This is a genomic window from Pedobacter sp. SG908, from assembly GCF_011759615.1.
GTDB classification, from domain to species: Bacteria; Bacteroidota; Bacteroidia; order Sphingobacteriales; family Sphingobacteriaceae; genus Pedobacter; species Pedobacter riviphilus.
The window spans coordinates 681735-698830 of sequence record NZ_JAAOYY010000003.1; the positions used below are offsets into that span (position 1 = coordinate 681735).

Annotated in this window: 14 protein-coding genes; all 14 read right to left on the reverse strand. The window is 36.8% G+C overall.

Translation table 11 applies throughout. The features are described from left to right. Positions 1 to 10: 10 nt before the first annotated feature. Positions 11 to 1396: a substrate import-associated zinc metallohydrolase lipoprotein gene (locus tag FHT21_RS23530; RefSeq protein ID WP_167297139.1), complete on the reverse strand. Its 1386-nt coding sequence runs from the start codon at positions 1394 to 1396 to the stop codon at positions 11 to 13. A 5-nt stretch (positions 1397 to 1401) separates the two neighbouring features. Continuing rightward, the gene (locus FHT21_RS23535; protein WP_167297140.1) at positions 1402 to 2871 is read right to left on the reverse strand and encodes a RagB/SusD family nutrient uptake outer membrane protein; all 1470 of its coding nucleotides are present in this window, start codon (positions 2869 to 2871) and stop codon (positions 1402 to 1404) included. 12 nt (positions 2872 to 2883) lie between these two features. Further along, positions 2884 to 6507, reverse strand: coding sequence for a SusC/RagA family TonB-linked outer membrane protein (locus FHT21_RS23540; RefSeq protein ID WP_167297141.1), 3624 nt, complete (start codon positions 6505 to 6507; stop codon positions 2884 to 2886). Positions 6508 to 6856: 349 nt separating this feature from the next. Beyond that, complete coding sequence (locus tag FHT21_RS23545) at positions 6857 to 8017, reverse strand: FecR family protein (protein WP_167297142.1); 1161 nt, start codon at positions 8015 to 8017, stop codon at positions 6857 to 6859. A 61-nt stretch (positions 8018 to 8078) separates the two neighbouring features. Continuing rightward, positions 8079 to 8678, reverse strand: coding sequence for an RNA polymerase sigma-70 factor (locus FHT21_RS23550; protein ID WP_167297143.1), 600 nt, complete (start codon positions 8676 to 8678; stop codon positions 8079 to 8081). Between the two features lie 208 nt (positions 8679 to 8886). Beyond that, positions 8887 to 9432, reverse strand: coding sequence for a DUF420 domain-containing protein (locus FHT21_RS23555; protein ID WP_167297144.1), 546 nt, complete (start codon positions 9430 to 9432; stop codon positions 8887 to 8889). Positions 9433 to 9498: 66 nt separating this feature from the next. Continuing rightward, complete coding sequence (locus tag FHT21_RS23560; protein WP_167297145.1) at positions 9499 to 10194, reverse strand: SCO family protein; 696 nt, start codon at positions 10192 to 10194, stop codon at positions 9499 to 9501. Next, a complete protein-coding gene (locus FHT21_RS23565) occupies positions 10194 to 10547 on the reverse strand; it encodes a cytochrome C oxidase subunit IV family protein (protein ID WP_167297146.1) in 354 nt (117 codons plus the stop codon). Before FHT21_RS23565 ends, FHT21_RS23560 begins: the two co-directional genes overlap by 1 nt. 25 nt (positions 10548 to 10572) lie before the next feature. Then, a complete protein-coding gene (locus FHT21_RS23570; protein WP_167297147.1) occupies positions 10573 to 11286 on the reverse strand; it encodes a cytochrome c oxidase subunit 3 in 714 nt (237 codons plus the stop codon). A 31-nt stretch (positions 11287 to 11317) separates the two neighbouring features. Then, positions 11318 to 11884 carry a cytochrome c oxidase subunit 3 gene (locus FHT21_RS23575; protein WP_167297148.1) on the reverse strand — a complete coding sequence of 189 codons (567 nt, stop codon included), beginning with the start codon at positions 11882 to 11884 and terminating at the stop codon, positions 11318 to 11320. A gap of 15 nt (positions 11885 to 11899) precedes the next feature. Beyond that, positions 11900 to 12808, reverse strand: coding sequence for a heme o synthase (cyoE, locus tag FHT21_RS23580; protein ID WP_167297149.1), 909 nt, complete (start codon positions 12806 to 12808; stop codon positions 11900 to 11902). 12 nt (positions 12809 to 12820) lie between these two features. Continuing rightward, a complete protein-coding gene (locus FHT21_RS23585; RefSeq protein ID WP_167297150.1) occupies positions 12821 to 13879 on the reverse strand; it encodes a COX15/CtaA family protein in 1059 nt (352 codons plus the stop codon). A gap of 81 nt (positions 13880 to 13960) precedes the next feature. Then, on the reverse strand, positions 13961 to 15841 hold the full coding sequence (locus FHT21_RS23590; RefSeq protein WP_190326685.1) for a cbb3-type cytochrome c oxidase subunit I: 1881 nt from the start codon (positions 15839 to 15841) through the stop codon (positions 13961 to 13963). 23 nt (positions 15842 to 15864) lie between these two features. Further along, entirely contained in the window at positions 15865 to 17094 is a 1230-nt protein-coding gene (locus tag FHT21_RS23595) for a cytochrome c oxidase subunit II (RefSeq protein WP_167297151.1), read from the reverse strand. Positions 17095 to 17096 lie beyond the last annotated feature (2 nt).

Genomic DNA, 17096 nt, shown 5'->3' on the forward strand with positions numbered 1-17096 from the left:
TTTCAATAATTTAGTAGGCTAATGATCCATAAAAATAATTTGTTGCAGCATTTTTTACTGAAAAACCACCATATTTCATGTAGTTGGCTGCATTTATACCAGTAGGCATCCAATCTGCAATAAAAGTTTTACCCGTTAGGTACGCTTGCAACGAATTCGTAAAAGCTGTTGTAAAGAGAGCCGCATTTGCATAGGTCCCTGTTGTACCTGCCTGTGCTACCTTAGTAAAGGTTACCTCACCGGTTGCAGCGTTTACTGTATAAGTAAAAGTATAATCAGCATTAAATTGAGTTCCTCCAGCTGCAGCCGTAAAAGGAATTCTTACAGTAGCCCCCGTTTGTGAATCGAAGAGAATCTGCATGTTATCCATATGATATTTTGCACTGCTACTATAGGCTAAAATTGCTGCTTTCATTTGATTGTAAGGAGTCTTAAAATCATCAGAAATTCCGTAATTAGCGTAAAGATCAGATTCTAAATTAATTGTTAACGACGAAAATTGCTTTCTTCCTAACCAATATGGGAATCTTGATTCATTCAGGTTAATTCCTTTCATATACAATTGAATCTCTCTTTGTAACTCTTTAAAATTTACGCCCAAATTATTGAAGTAATTAATTACATTAAGTTCTTTTTGTATCAATCTGTTTTTTCCGTCTGCCGATGCGGTATTAGCCCAGTTATCGTACCACACCTGTCCGTTTATTAATAACCAGCTAATGGTTTCTGCGTAATCTTCTGTTGGCTGTCCACTTGCATAACTGGTAACAAATCCATTCTGATGAGCGGTTTCTGTTGGTGTATCAGTATAAGGTTGTTTATAAAAACCTTTTGAGATACTTTCCCAATCAGTTGGAATCGGAATGATTTGATTTAAGATATGTCCAAATTCATGGTGCATAATCCTCTGCCTGTCCCAGGCAAAAAACTGACCAGCCGGAAGCGGCTGATATTCATTTACCCCATATAGCGTGATTCTACGTCCTCCTGAGGCTGTACCCGCTACTCCGGGATCACTAGTATTCGCATAAGAATAAGATCCAAACAAAACCCACTCCTTAGGCATGTAAGTTTTGGAGAATGTTGAGCCAGCCACTTTCCGGTAAGGGCCAATAAATCCATCCAAAACGATCTGCATAGTTGGCTGGATATTTTCAATTTTGCTTGGCACTACATTAGCAGTATTCCCATGATAATACCGATTGTAACGATAAATTACATCAATATTATATTCATCCAAAAAATTCGATTTTAACCACTGATCCAACGCTGTGTTGGTTCTTGGATCGTCAGCATTAAAGCTGCTATAATCTACATTGAGTGTTTCAGTTTTACGACAAGAAAAGGACACACAAATAAGAAGAATAAGTATGTTAATTTTAAATATATTTTTCATCTTAATTATCTTGGATTTTGTTCAACGCCTGACAATTTAACTTCTACCGGTAACTGAAAAATTCGATGCGGATCCCCAGGCTTTAGTTCTGCAAAAGTTTCAACAGCAGTAATATCTATTGTATTATGAACAACAGTTAAATCACGACGGATAATATCAAACCATCTTAAGCCTTCCTGTAAAAATTCGGCTTTTTTAGCGTCTAAAATAGTCTTAATCAGGCCTTGTTTTGGACTGGAAATACTTGGATAATAATTAGCAATTTTTGTTAAGTTAATTGCATCGTTAGCCGGGCTATATCCCACTATTCGCACACTGTAAAAATCGTTGATATCCTTCAATGCCTGATCATTCATACCCAGTTCAGCATAAGCCTCAGCTCTGTTCATCAAAGCTTCATCTGTTGTAAATGCTGCAAATGTGAGATAAGGGTAACCTATATCAGGGCTTGTATAAAAGAAATTTTCTTTAAATTTATACATGGTATAGTTTGGTACACTATACTGTAATATAGAATTGGCCAACGTTTTACCTGTAATATTCCCTGCCGCAGAAAACATTTTCTGCAATTTTGCACCAAAGCCATGGCGTGGACTAGTAAAACGGGCATAGGTAGAGTAAGTCCCAATTAACAACAGATTATATTTCTGTCCGCTACCCATATAATTTGTCCTGTGTTCTTCAGCTGTATAGGTTCTTAATGTAGTAGAAACCGGGCGTATATTGTTTACGAAATCATTAGCAGGCACACACAAAGTAGCGTGATCAATAACTTGTTGCCATTTGCCCATAAACAAATAGAAACGAGCAGCAAAAGCATGTGCAGCGGCTGGTGTAAAATGGTATTTTGGAACTTTATAAGCTGATGCTGAAAGTAATTTCATTCCAGTTTCCAAATCTTCCTTAATCCTCGCGTAAGTAGTGGCAACAGTACCTCTGCTATAGGGCTGTATTACTTTTGTTTCTGGCTTGTCAACATAAGGAATACCCGGAGAATCATTTGCTCCATCAATTTGATAAGGCTTCGCAAACAAATTAACCAGCATAAAATGTGCGTAAGCTCTACAAACTAAAGCTTCACCTTTATAAGGTAATGCTCCTGCACCAAGATTATTAGTTTCAATAGACTCCAAAGCCTGATTAGCAGATGCAATTGCTTCATAACATGCATTCCAATATGCAGTAGATGTATTGGTCCCATCACCAATTAAATCTTGCCAAGCATAAGGGATATCAATAGCATCATTAGTAGTACCAATACCAGCTCCCTTATCTTCAGCATTATCTGAGGAAGCTTCTGTAAATGTCAAATAATCTCTTGATGGATAGGCAGTTGAAACCAACTGAGACAGCTTCTCAACAGTATTAATTTCTGCACGATTATCTGGGACTTGTTCTAAATATTTTTTGCACGATGGCATTGAGAACAACAATGCAAGGGCAACTATACTGAGTGATATTTTATTTAATTTCATAATTTCCTTCAATTAAAACCCAACTTTTAATGATAAGGTGTATTGTCTGGCAACTGGTAAGGCTACACCACCTGAATTATAGAATTCAGGATCCTGACCATTTAATTTTTTATCTGAATAAAGCAGCAATAGGTTATTACCTACAAGCGAAACTGAAGCTGCAGACATGCCGAGTTTAGAATAAATACTCTTAGGCAGGTTATAACTTAAAGATATTTGTCTTAGTTTGATATAATCTCCTTTTGCTACACGCTCGGTCGAAAAGTTATATAAATTATAAGGGTATCTTACATCAACTACAGCACCTTTAGAATCTACAATTTTAGAAGCAGAAAGCGGATCTAAGATGGCAGGAACAGTAGTAAACTTTTCATCGCCTGGCATTACCCATCTGTTCAGTTCATCACGGCTCATCGCAGATATATCGTTAAAATTGCTTTTTACATTAGGATTTAACCTGATCACATTTCCGGCAGAAAATCCAAGTAAAGCTGATAATGTTAAATTCTTATAAGAAAACTGGTTATAAAAACCTCCTGCAAATGTCGCATCTAAAGGTCCTTCATATTTTAGCTGAAGTAAGTTATCATCCTGTAAATTCACATAAGTTGTAGGTTTACCATCGGTGCCCAAAAACATTGGATAACCATAATCATGGTTTAAACCAGCAAACTGGATAGAGAACAAACTGCGTTGCGGGTAGTTAAGTACCGCCGAACCATTATTAGAGACAGATTTGAAAATACTTGGATCGATCTCCAGGTCTTTTACTTTGTTTTTGTTGATACCGAAATTAAAATTGGTTGTCCATTTAAAATTTGGATGATCTATTGCCTTACCCATAATGGCCAATTCAAAACCTTGGCCAGACATGGCTCCATAGTTAGCAATTTTGGTGTACTCCCCCCCAATACCCGAGGTTTGTATCGCACCGATTAAATCATAAATATTCCTTTTATAATATTCGACAGTGAAATTAATTCTGCTTTTTAACAAAGCTAAATCTAAACCGATATTTAAATCCTTAGCTTTTTCCCAGGTTAACTCTGAGTTTTCCAAATTAGAAATAAAAATCTGCGCTTCCTGATCTCCTAAACTAGGTCTTCTTGAAACCTGATTATAAAACACTGCTGCAGAGTTTGTGGCATTACCAATACTCGCTACTAAACCATATGATCCGCGTAATTTAGCACCTGATAGGATATCGCCTTTTGGCCAAAACTTCTCATCGCTAATATTCCAGCTGGCCGATACATTCCAGGTTGGTAACCATCTTGCTGTAGCTGTCCTACCCAACTTATTTGAACCATCATACCTTCCTGAAAATTTTACGGTGTATTTTTCATCATAGGTGTAAGCTGCATTACCGAAAAAAGCACTATATCTTTCAAATTCGTTGCCCATACTAAAGTAAGGTTTACCTTCTTCGGCAGCCTCTTTAAAATATTTGTAATATGGCGTTACCAAACCCCCGTTATCAAACTGATAGCCCACCCCATCAAAAGCTTCTCTTTGACGATCGATATAACGAACTTCCATGGCACCAAAAGCTACAAAATTATGCTTGGCGTTAAAGGTTTTATTAAACAAAAGGTTTTGTCTGAAATAATAACTTTTTAAGTTGTCGGTTGAAGTTTTGTAAAAACCACCACTCGGTAAAACACTAATTGGTAAACTTCCTGGTAAATCCGGGTCCGTATAAAGATTTCCATTACTTTGCGAAGAGGTAGCATCATCAACAGTTCTAAAAGAGGTAGCCATATTTGAGCTTTCCAAAATAGAAATCTGCGATTCAGACTTTACAAAGCGGTAAGCACCATTAACCGAATAGGTTAAGCTAGGAAGGATTTTATAATCGATATTTCCCTGAACTTTAAAATCTAATACACCTAGTTTTAGGTAATTGGTATTTAATTCGTTTAGTATGCTAAAAGGAGCGCTGTTTTGTCTAAAATATTCATAATTACCATTTTCATCAAAAGCCGTAAGCATCCTACTGGTATTTAAAGCGTATGAATAAGGATTAATATCAAAATTGCGGAAATAATTACCATAAACAGGGTCAGATTGTAGCGCTGTTGCGCCCGGTGCTTGTTGATTACGTACCGAACCAGTACTTAAAAGCTCTGCACTCAATTTATCTGTTAAATTAAAGTTTGCACGATAGTTTCCTGTAAACCTACTTACACTATTACCAATTGTTACGCCATTATCTTTCGTAAAAGAGGTAGAAGCATAACTTTTAAACTTTTCGGTACCTGAGTTTATACTTAAAGAATGTTCTTGTTGCAGTGAATTTTTAAACAATACATCAAACCAATCAGTATTGGCATTAGCATACCTGCTTAAAAAAGCGATCTTATCGGCACTGGTATTTTTTAAGGCAAATGAATTGGTTGCCGGATTATAATCATACAACATGTTGTACATTTTATAAAATGGACCACCGTTAACTCCTCTCGATGCCTCTGGTATCTGATAATACCCTTTATTTTGCATCTCAATTAGAACAGCCATCTGATCGGCTGAATTCAGGATATCAAAATCAGCATAACTTGGTTTTGCATAGGTTGTGAAGTTACCTCTATAGCTGATTTTTGCTGCTCCTTCGGTTAACTTACCTTTTTTAGTCGTTACTACAATCACCCCATTCATAGCCCGGGCACCGTACATACCAGTTGCAGCTGCATCCTTCAGAATGTTGAAACTTTCAATATCATCAGGGTTTAAACCTGCCACAGATGATCCGATTAGTGTACTTGCATCTCCTGTAGTCAAAGCTTCGTTTGAAATATTAACCACATCTTCTAAAATAATCCCATCAACCACCCAAAGCGGCTTATTATCACCTGAAAATGAGGTTGCGCCACGAACACGGATTTTAGGGGCGGCTCCAAAAGTACCGGAAACATTTTGTATCGTTACCCCAGCTACCTGGCCCTCCAGCATCCGGCTTACATCTGTAACCCCGGCTCTTTCGGCATCTGCAGCTTTGATTAGTGTTGAAGCTCCGGTAAAAGTTTTCTTCTCAAGCGTTTGGTAACCGGTTGAAACTACATTTACCTCCTTAAGCTGAGCAGCATCCTCCTCCAAAGTAACATTGATAACGGTTTTGGAACCGATCGGTACCTCAAGCGTTTTATAGCCAATATAATTGAAGGTTAAAACAGCCCCCTCTTTTACCGAAATGGTATAATCACCCGCCGCATTAGTTGATACCGCATTGGCCGCACCTTTTTCTCTAACACTTACGCCCGGAATCACAGCACCACTTTTATCACGTACCTTACCCGAAACTTTTACCGCAACAAAATACCCAATCACTTTATCTATTAACGATTTGTCTTTGGGCTTAATTAAAATGGTTTTATCTTCAATGGTATAGGTTAAATCATTTCCTGCAATAATTTTGGCCATTACTTCCTCAATGGTCGAATTGCTAAAATTTGCATTAAAGGTAGTGCTACTGCTTATTTTATTGGTAGAGAGCAGTACATCATAACCAGATTGCTGTCTGATTTCCCTGAACATTTTCTCTAATGTCACATTTTTTTCCTTTAATGTAACCAGCTGGCCAAATGAAGCTGCACTTACCTGCATTAACGAGGCAAGCAATATGACCGTAACTAACTTCATAAGCAATAGCAATTTAGGTATGTAGCGTCGATGCGTACATAAAATTCTAATATAAATTTTGTACATTTAATAGTCTGTTTTTGTGCGAAGCGCAATAAAGTTTAGACGCCAAAAAGCGTTTCGCGGTTATCCAAGAAATAATTGATTTTTAATCGATTCCGGTTTACGGAATAGCTAAACAGATAATAAAGGGGGTGTTGCAAGCACTCCTTTTTTATTTATTCAACTTTTGATCGTCAGGAGTTTTGTCGAAGTATATTCATTAGTTGTTAGTGGTTTTTAGGTTATTGTTGATTAATTAGTTTTGTTTTTAGAGATAAAGGTTAGTTACGTCTTCATCTTTTTTCGGTTATTCTTTATAGACAATAACTTTATTGCCTTTAATATCAAAGCGTACTTCACCAGTTTGTTCAAATTTGGTTAGCACTTTCGATATTTTCTCGAAACGGCTTACCGTTCCGTAGTACATTACATTTTTTGCATCTGCATCTGCATATTCTATTTCTACATTATACCAACGGGCAACTTTACGTAAAATACTTTCTTGCCTTTCATTGTTAAACATAAAATAGCCTTTTTTCCATGCTATTGCTTCATCAACATTTACTTCTTTTATCGCTATCCCCGAAACAGATACCAGCGATTGTTCTCCAGGTTTAAGCACCTCATGCTCATTGGTCGCATTATGCGAAACACGTACACTTCCTTCGAGCAAAGTGGTTTTAGTTACCTTTTCATCTTTATAGCTATTAATATTAAAGTGCGTACCCAATACCTCAACAGACTGTTTATCGGTTTCTACAATAAAAGGATGTGTTGCATTTTTAGCTACTTCGAAATAAGCTTCTCCATCTAATTTAACTACACGCTGTTTAGCGGTTCCGATATTTAACGAATATTGGATAGAAGATGCTGCATTTAACCAAACCGTAGAACCATCGGGTAACTGAATCTGCCACTCGCCACCATTTGGAGTCGAAATGGTATTTAATCTGGTATCATTCACATTTTCTGATCCGGCAACATTATACACCAATTGTCCATCGGCAGTTTTAGTAATAGAGAAACCAGCCTCTTTAACCACATCGCCTTTCATCGCGTCTGAAAGTGAAATTTTCTTTCCATCTGCCAGGGTGAGAATAGCTTTATTTTTTCCCGGCGCCACGTCGGTAGCAAAAACATGCTCTTTCTTTTTCTGTAGAGAGAGGTAAGCCGTAAATGAAAACACAATAAAAACAACTGCAGCTGCAGCCCATTTTAAGCTGTTCATTAAAATCCGTTTAGGCGATGCGGTTGGTTTGTCTACCGCCAGAATTTTATTTAGAACCGGATTCCATTTTTCATCAACAACATTAACCGCATGTTCTTCCTCCTCGATAATCATTTTCACGATTTCGTCAGAAAGCAATGAAGTGCTATCTTCCGCCAAAACTAAAAGTTCTTCCCTTTCGGCCTGGCTTAAGGTCTTAGCGGTAAACTGTTGTAAGAGATAATGTATACGTTCTTCCATAAAGATTCTGATACTAAGAAGCAGCAAAAGAAAATTAGGACTACTCGGATATTATTTTTTTTTATTTTATTTTCAAAAAGAAAAAAACAATTGGGAAAAAGAATACGATTCCGTGTTGATCGAGGTGTATACGTATCGATTTCAATGCAATTACAAGGGCATTTTTAACCGTATTAGGTGAGATATTGAGTATTTCTGCAATTTCAGGTATAGTTTTACCATCGCGCCTGCTCAATTGGTATATATTTTTACGTTGATCAGGCAGTTTTTCGACAGCAATAGCAATAATTTTCGTTACCTCATTTAAATTAATCGTTTCTACAGTATTGTTATGGCTATTTTGTTGCTTGGCCACAAATACATCAACAACTCTATCTTCTTTTAATTTTTTGCGTAGGTAGCTTAAACATTCGTTAGAAACATATTTATATAGATAAGCTTTCACATTATCCACTTCTGCTAGTTTATCGCGATTTAGCCAAACCCTTAAAAATGAATCTTGAATAATTTCCTCTGCTGCATCATCAGATTTAGTAAACTTAGTAGCAAAGACCTGGAGTACAGGAAGGTATTTAAAGAAAAGAACAGAAAAAGCCTGCTCATCACCTCCTACGATTTTATCAATCAGGGCACGTTCTTTATCCACATTGCTTACTGCCATAAATTAGTTTCATCATAATTGCCTTGTATTTCATTTTCCGAGGCGTAATAGATAAATTAATAGAAAACTAAAACTATTTAGTTTAACCATAATACAACTTTATAACCAAATATACAGATTAAGAAATTTTGCGCGCCAAAAAAATGTATTAAAAATAAAAGCCTTACTTTTAAGATAAGGCTTCATTTATTGTTTAATGCTTCTAAAGCTATTGGTATTGATAATACGGCGAAATCATCAGATAAACCACTACACCGGTTACTGCAACATAAAGCCATAGTGGAAAAGTAATCCTGGCAATTTTTCTATGACGGTCGAAACGCGCTGCCAGTGCTCTTACATAAGTAACCAATACCAATGGAATAATGGCTATCGACAACAGGATGTGCGTTAACAAAATAAAGAAATATACGTATTTAATTGTACCCTCTCCACCGAATTTGGTAGATGGGGTAGTCATGTGATAAGCAATGTACATCACCAAAAATAACAAAGAGCAAGCAATAGCTGTTTTCATTAAATTTTGATGCAGGTTTATTTTGCCGTTTTTAATTGCCCATACGGCCACTACTAATAAAACGGCTGTTATCCCATTAATGGTAGCATATATAGGCGGCAAAAAAGGCAGGGGTGGCGCATCGATACCAAGATCTTTTAGCTTTACCACAAATAAAAATGCTACTGCAACAGGAATAAAAATGGATAGGATAATGATCCATTTACTGTATTTTTTCTCAATCGGGCTATTTTCCATGAGTTTTTTAATCTCTCTTATATTATTATTTTATGTATCGACTTCGGAGTCTGAACGCTAAACCAATTACCTACCGTCTTTAACATTCCTTAGATATTCGGCTATAAGCACTTTTATTTCATCTTCCAACCTAGCATTTGCTTCAGCACTATCTGCATCATAAATACCCCTTATACGGTGTAAATTATCGATAAGCACTATTTTATTGCTAAAGATGAAATTTGTTTTATCTTTCGTTTCATCTGCAACTACATCGAGTAACAAACCTTTTCTAATTAGCGGATAGGTTTGAATGGTATCACCTACCAAAAAATCCCATTTTCCAGCTTTTGCCTTAAACTGTTCGGCAAAATCCCTTATTCTACTTCCATCAAGTGGATCAACAGACAGACTTAAAAACTTAACCAAAGGTTTCTGCTCATAGCCATCAGCTAGTTTTTTAAGGTAGTTACTTGTTCCTTGATTGTTTGCGCCGGTATAAAATATATTCAGCACCACTATCTTGTTCTCCAGCGATTTCCAGGTAACAGTATCCTTATGCTGGTTTACAAGTTTAAAATCAGGAACCAGGTGATAAATGGTATCAGGAATTTTCTTCCCTTTTACACTATGGAAAGTTGACGCTACTATCTTTTCACCAAAGATTGGTAAACTCTTATACCGGTTTTTAGCGAAGTGTGGCAATAAGTAAAAAAACAAAAATCCCGGTATAGCTAAAATGCTTACCAGGATTATTACCTTTTTTATAGGACTTCTTTTCATTAATGATTCATCATGTGGATATTTAAGAACCCACCTTCTGTTAACATTAAAACAATAAAGTAAATAATGAAAATAAATGATACCGTTAATGCAAGCTGTAAGCCTAATTTCTCATATTTTAAGTGCATAAAGTATGCTACGATATAAAATGCTTTTAATAGGGTTAATACGATATATACATAGTTACCAATATGCTGGGTCATATATCCTTTTGGGATTAATACGAGTGCAATGATAAACTCAATTACGGTGATTAATAAAAGTATACCGAAAACTTTCCAGATTTTACCTTTTGATAAACCTGCGTGATCGTCGTGCCCGTGTTCTTCTGTTGTGTGTGTGTGCTCTGACATAAAAATATTTTTATAATATGATAAATTAAACCAAATAGAAGAATGTAAATACGAACACCCATACTAAATCTACGAAGTGCCAGTATAAACCAACTTTTTCTACCATTAAATAATGTCCTCTCTTCTCGAAAGTTCCATTAATAGTCATGATTAAGATAATGATGTTAATGATTACTCCACTAAATACGTGGAAACCGTGGAAACCTGTAATGGTAAAAAATAAGTTTGCAAATTGTTGTGCAGCAACTAAAGATACATCTTCTGGCTTAAGGAAAAAGTGTTTTAATTCTTCTGCCGAAGGAATATGTCCCCACCAGAAACCATCGTGGTGTAAGTGAGTCCACTCAATTGCCTGACAGCCTAAGAACATGAAACCACCAATGATGGTTGCAATCATCCAGCCGATAACTTCTTTTTTAGAACGTCTGTGACCTGCCTCTACAGCTAAAACCATAGTTACCGAACTCATGATTAAGATAAACGTCATGATACCTACGAAAACCAATGGAGCGCCATGTTCTGCAATACCTGGGATAGATTGGAAAACCTTATCTGGAGCTGGCCATGTTAATTTAGAAAAACGCTGAGCGCCGTAGTAGATCAATAAAGATGAAAAGGTAAAAGCATCTGACAAAAGGAAAAACCACATCATGATTTTACCATATTCTACCGACCACGGAGAACGACCACCATTCCATGGTCCGGTTTTAACTTGATCTAATTGTGATACTGCATTCATTTGGAAATAGTATAATAGTTTGTTAACAAATTTAACGGTTCAAAAGTAAAAAAACATACAGATATATCCATAATATATCTATAAAATGCCAAAAAATAGAAGCGATTTGCATTCTATACTGGACTTTGGCAACAGGAAGGCCTTTATAGCTACCTGCTAAAGCATTAATAATAAGGCCAACCCCTGCAATAATATGCAATAAGTGCATACCCGATACCACATAAATAAAAGAAATGGCGGCATTATTACCTACTAAGGTAGCCCCTGTTCTTACCATGCTTCCCCATGCATTAAACTGCATTACGCCAAAAGCTATGGCCAATATAACGGTAACCCAAAGCAGGTTACGCTGTAAGCTAAAATTAAGTTTGCGTAGCGCCTTAGCCGCTAAAAACAGGGGTATACTGCTTGCTATAATCACCATGCTCGAGTAAATAAATGCGTCGGGCAATACTAAACCATGCCCTTTACCTTTAGATGCGGCAAACACCAGGTAATAACTGGTAAAGCCCCCAAACATAATGCTAGATGATACTACAAATAGCCAAACAATAAACTTTCTGGGTTTTGGATCAAATGTATCCTGGATTTTTTCCATTGTGATAACCATAAGTTATTTTGCTATAAAATTTAATAATAAACCCAACTGTACGGCCGGGATGTAAAAAAACGAACAGAACATCACTTTCTTTGCATCAATCAGTTCTCTGTTCATTAAAAGTTTAAAAGCCAGCCAGCTAAATATCAATCCGGCTATTAAGGATAAACCTGCAATGTAATAACCGCCAAAACCATAAATGGTTGGCAATAAACTTACCGGAATTAAAATCAGCGTACTTAAAAAAGTAAGCAATGCCGATGTTTTATCTCTTTTTTTGGTTGGTAACAACCTGAAACCAGCTTTTTTATAATCATCATCCAACACCCAGGCAATGGCCCAAAAATGAGGGAACTGCCATACAAACTGGATCAGGAATAAAATAACGGCAATATTGTAGTCGATTGCATAAAACATTTCAGACTTTAAACTACCAAAGGCAGCTAAATAACCGATAAGTGGTGGCAAAGCTCCGGGTATTGCACCTACAAAAACAGCAATCGGCGATTTTCTTTTCAATGGTGTATAGGCAAAAGCATATAACAGGATCGAAAATACGGATAACAGACCGGTTTCGAGGTTTAAATGTCCCAATAACCAGGTACCTAAAAATGCCATAAACACGCCTAAAATTAATCCTTGTCCAGTAGTCATTCTACCTGCTGGCATAGGACGGTCTTTAGTCCGCGACATTAACTTATCCAGGTCTTTCTCTATAATTTCGTTAAAGCAGTTTGCAGCAGCGGTTACTAAAAAACCACCAGCAATTAAGATTAACCAGTTTCCCCAATCAATAGTAGGAATATGACCTCTCCCTACCTGCATTTTCTGTCCGATCAAAAAAGAGATGGATGCCGAAAACACTACCGTAAACGATAGCCTGAATTTGATAAGTTTAGAAAAATCTGAAAGATATTGTTTCAATTTTCTTAAATATTATTGTTTATATGTACTTGTTCGGTAAACCAATAAGTACAGGTAAAACTGTAAACTAAATAACAGCGTAGAGAACAAAATATGCAATGCCTGCGCTGCCGATGGAAAAGCTATATATGCTAATGCAAAACCACTTAATAACTGTATGAGGAGCGTTATTAACATAAACCTTGCGGTTAACAACGGTGCAGCTTTACCACTAAAACGGTCGATAACCATTTTATACACTACTGCATTGGCAATTACTACGAGAATAGCTAAATCACGGTGATAAGAGAATACTTCTCCTACTTTCGAAATCCATGTATGCTTGCTTCCGTAAGAAAGCGATTTTGCAATCACATCTACCGCTTCTCTAACCTCGGTTCCTAAAACAATTTGAACGATACTAATTACAAGGGTAAAGAACAAAAATCCCTTTAGCCACGCTATACGGTACATAATTACAGAAGGCGCTTTGTTTAATTGCTTTGCGTAATTATAGGTATAAATAGATATCGCTAAAATAACTAATGCCAATAACATGTGTACAGTTACCACCCATTGCGTTAGGTTGGTAGAAACTACTATCGAACCTAACCAACCTTGGTAGCCTACTACAAAAAGATTTAAAATACTGAGTACAATAATGCGTTTGGCTGTTTTACGGTAGGCAAAAGAATAAACTACTGTTAAAAACAGGAATATTCCAGCTGCTACCCCAGCCAATCTGTTCAAGTATTCAGTCCAGGTTTTAGTTGGATTAAACTCTTCAGGTACGGTTATACTTTTATCGTGCCTAATACTATCAGCTAAGGCTACTTTACCCATACTTTCCAAGTATTTGGCAAATTTCTCATTCTTTTTTAACCTACCTGCAACGTATTTTTCTTTATAGTTAGCAGGAAGCTGCGATACATCAGTTGGCGGGATATAACGATCGAAACATTTTGGCCAATCCGGACAACCCATACCTGATCCGGTACTGCGTACAATACCACCGGCAAGTATAACCAATAGTGTAACTACGATGGTTATCAGATTAATGCTAATGAAACGTTGTTCTGATCTGCTGACCATATATCTATTAAGATGAAAAGGGTATCCGGATAAGCAGAAACTTAATCAGATACCCCTTTTAAAATTTTATTTTAGCTTAAACTAGCCTTTGTTTTCTGCAACAGGGTTAGCTAATTCCCAATCCTGCTGTATTTTTTCCGCTTCTTCATTTCCTTCAAAATCGTGAGGTAAATTAGAGCTCATCGTTTGAGAGAAAGGAACAGTTTGAGGGATAAAGTCTGCATCATGTCCTGGTTTACTATAATCGTAAGGCCATCTGTAAACAGTTGGGATTTCTCCTGGCCAGTTACCATGTAAGTGTTCAACTGGTGCAGTCCATTCTAATGTATTAGCTTCCCAAGGGTTTTGAGGAGATACTTTTCCTTTGAATATTGAGTAAAAGAAGTTAAATAAGAACGCTACCTGAGCAAGTGCTGCCATAATAGCTGCCCATGTTACAAATACGTTAACCGTTAACCATTTTTTCATAAACTCAAATTCGGTAAATGCATAGTAACGACGAGGTACACCATCTAAACCTAAGAAGTGAAGTGGGAAGAATACCAGGTAAGCTGCAATAAAAGTTAACCAGAAGTGTAAATATCCTAATTTAGCATTCATCATTCTACCGAACATTTTAGGGAACCAGTGATAAACACCTGCAAGCATACCGAAGATTGCTGCAGATCCCATTACCAGGTGGAAGTGAGCAACAACAAAATAGGTATCGTGTAAGTTAATATCTAACGATGCATTTCCTAAGAAGATACCAGTTAAACCACCAGAGATAAAGAATGATACCAAACCGATAGCGAATAACATTGCTGGAGTGAAACGGATGTTACCACGCCATAATGTTGCTAAATAATTAAAGGTTTTTACTGCCGATGGTACTGCAATGATCAACGTAGTAATCATAAACACACCTCCCAACAATGGGTTCATACCGGTTACAAACATGTGGTGACCCCAAACGATGAACGATAATACTGTAATACCAATTAATGAGTAAACCATTGCATGGTAACCGAAGATCGGTTTACGCGAGTTTACAGAGATAACCTCAGATGAAATACCCAATGCCGGCATAATTACGATATATACCTCAGGGTGACCTAAGAACCAGAATAAGTGTTGCCATAAAATTGGAGAACCACCTTCGTTTGGTAAAATATCAGTACCCATTACAATATCCGACAAATAGAAACTAGTTCCAAAACTACGGTCGAATACCATTAATACCACACCAGCTACAAGAACAGGGAATGATAAAATACCTAAAATAGCAGTCAAAAAGAAAGCCCAGATGGTTAATGGCATTTTCCAAAGGTCCATACCTTTAGTACGCATGTTTAAAACTGTACTTACATAGTTAATACCACCCATTAAAGATGATGCTACGAAAAGTACCATACTCACTAACCACAAAGTCATACCCAATCCCGATCCTGGCATTGCCTTGGCAACAACAGATAACGGTGGATAAACCGTCCAACCACCAGATGCAGGACCTGTTTGGATAAAGAATGATGACATCATGATCACACAGGCCATAAAAAAGAACCAGTATGAAAGCATGTTTAAGAATGGCGAAGCCATATCTCTTGCCCCAATTTGAAGTGGAATAAGTAAGTTACTAAATGTACCACTCAACCCGGCGGTTAGTACAAAGAATACCATAATGGTACCATGAATGGTTACCAAAGCAAGGTAGAAATCGGGTTTAATACGACCACCTTCAGCCCATTTACCTAAAAATGTTTCTAAGAATGGGAAGTTTTGATCTGGCCATGCCAATTGAATACGGAATAAAATTGATAAGCCCATTGCTATTACCGCCATGATAATACCGGTAATCAAAAATTGCTTAGCAATCATTTTATGATCCATACTAAAGATATACTTTGAAATCAAAGTCTCTTTATGATGCCCATGATCAGCGTGATCGTGATTGTGTTCGTCGTGTAATGCTATTGTTGACATAATTCGTTCGCTCCTGCTTAATATTATTTATTTAAAGCCATTTGGTTAGTTTTTACAGCTGCTGAATCTTTAGCTGCTGAATCTGCTACTGATTTTACAGCTGCAGGTGCCACTGGCAAATTAAATTGTTTTCTTAAATCATCGTTTAAGTATGTTTTCTGTTCAGCTATCCAAGTTTTATACTCGGCCTCAGAAACTACACGTACAACCTTTTGCATATTGTAGTGACCAGATCCACAGATTTTAGCACAGAAGAAAAGGTACTTGAAGTTAGGATCGTTAGTTTCTTGCTGCATTTCTGCAGTAGTTTTTGTAGGCGTAAACTCAAAGAAAACCCGCATACCCGGTACTGTGTTTAACTGTACTCTGAAGTGTGGCATGTAAAAACTGTGAATTACATCTTTACTGGTTAAAATCAGTTTAACCGGTTTACCAACAGGAATCACCATCTCATCAGCCATTTCGTCATCACGAGAGTTGATATCTTTAAAATCAATACCCAATGGGTTAGTAGCTGTAGTTAATTTGTAGTTTTTGTTCCCAACTATACCATCTGCTCCAGGGTAACGGATAGACCATTTAAACTGCTCAGAAGTAACTTCTATCTGTAAAGGCTTGTGGTTTGGATCTTCGACTTTGAAGAAAATAGATCTCCAGGTTAAGAAACCCATTAATACCAAAACAGTTAATACTAAAGCCGGAATAATCGTCCAGATTTTTTCAATTGTATTATTGTGTGGATAGTAGTAAGCTTTTCTTTTAGCAGAATATTTATAGATATAAGAAAATCCGAACAATAAGATATGTGTAACGACAAATACAATAGTGGTAATGATTAATGTTAAATTAAACATCTTATCAATTTTCTTTCCGTGCTCAGATGCTGCATCAGGAAGTAACATTGACCCATGCACTGTATATTCCCAATATACACCATACAAACCGATCACCAAAAACAGCGCAAATAAACTTGCGTGAACCCTGTTCCAGTTAATGCCAACAGGTTTGCCTTGTGCTTCGCGGCTTAACTCATACACTTTTATTGCTTTACCAATAATTGCAATGAATAAGCATACAGCAAGGAAAACCAGAATATAAAATATTACCGATTTATAAACCTCGCCCATATCAACTTTCGGTGCCGCGGCAGCACCTGCTGCATCTTGCGCAAATACGCTAGTGTTTGCAAAAACAGTAATCAATACTGCTAAAGCTGCGGTCGTTTTATTCGTTATAAACTTTCTTAAACTCATTT

Bases quoted from the DNA above. Each gene is read 5' to 3' on its own strand.
- FHT21_RS23575 (WP_167297148.1), bottom strand. From the start codon at position 11,884: ATGGAAAAAATCCAGGATACATTTGATCCAAAACCCAGAAAGTTTATT.
- FHT21_RS23565 (WP_167297146.1), bottom strand. From the start codon at position 10,547: ATGTCAGAGCACACACACACAACAGAAGAACACGGGCACGACGATCAC.
- FHT21_RS23560 (WP_167297145.1), bottom strand. From the start codon at position 10,194: ATGAAAAGAAGTCCTATAAAAAAGGTAATAATCCTGGTAAGCATTTTA.
- FHT21_RS23555 (WP_167297144.1), bottom strand. From the start codon at position 9,432: ATGGAAAATAGCCCGATTGAGAAAAAATACAGTAAATGGATCATTATC.
- FHT21_RS23535 (WP_167297140.1), bottom strand. From the start codon at position 2,871: ATGAAATTAAATAAAATATCACTCAGTATAGTTGCCCTTGCATTGTTG.
- FHT21_RS23570 (WP_167297147.1), bottom strand. From the start codon at position 11,286: ATGAATGCAGTATCACAATTAGATCAAGTTAAAACCGGACCATGGAAT.
- FHT21_RS23545 (WP_167297142.1), bottom strand. From the start codon at position 8,017: ATGGAAGAACGTATACATTATCTCTTACAACAGTTTACCGCTAAGACC.
- FHT21_RS23530 (WP_167297139.1), bottom strand. From the start codon at position 1,396: ATGAAAAATATATTTAAAATTAACATACTTATTCTTCTTATTTGTGTG.
- FHT21_RS23585 (WP_167297150.1), bottom strand. From the start codon at position 13,879: ATGGTCAGCAGATCAGAACAACGTTTCATTAGCATTAATCTGATAACC.
- FHT21_RS23550 (WP_167297143.1), bottom strand. From the start codon at position 8,678: ATGGCAGTAAGCAATGTGGATAAAGAACGTGCCCTGATTGATAAAATC.
- FHT21_RS23595 (WP_167297151.1), bottom strand. From the start codon at position 17,094: ATGAGTTTAAGAAAGTTTATAACGAATAAAACGACCGCAGCTTTAGCA.
- FHT21_RS23540 (WP_167297141.1), bottom strand. From the start codon at position 6,507: ATGAAGTTAGTTACGGTCATATTGCTTGCCTCGTTAATGCAGGTAAGT.
- FHT21_RS23590 (WP_190326685.1), bottom strand. From the start codon at position 15,841: ATGTCAACAATAGCATTACACGACGAACACAATCACGATCACGCTGAT.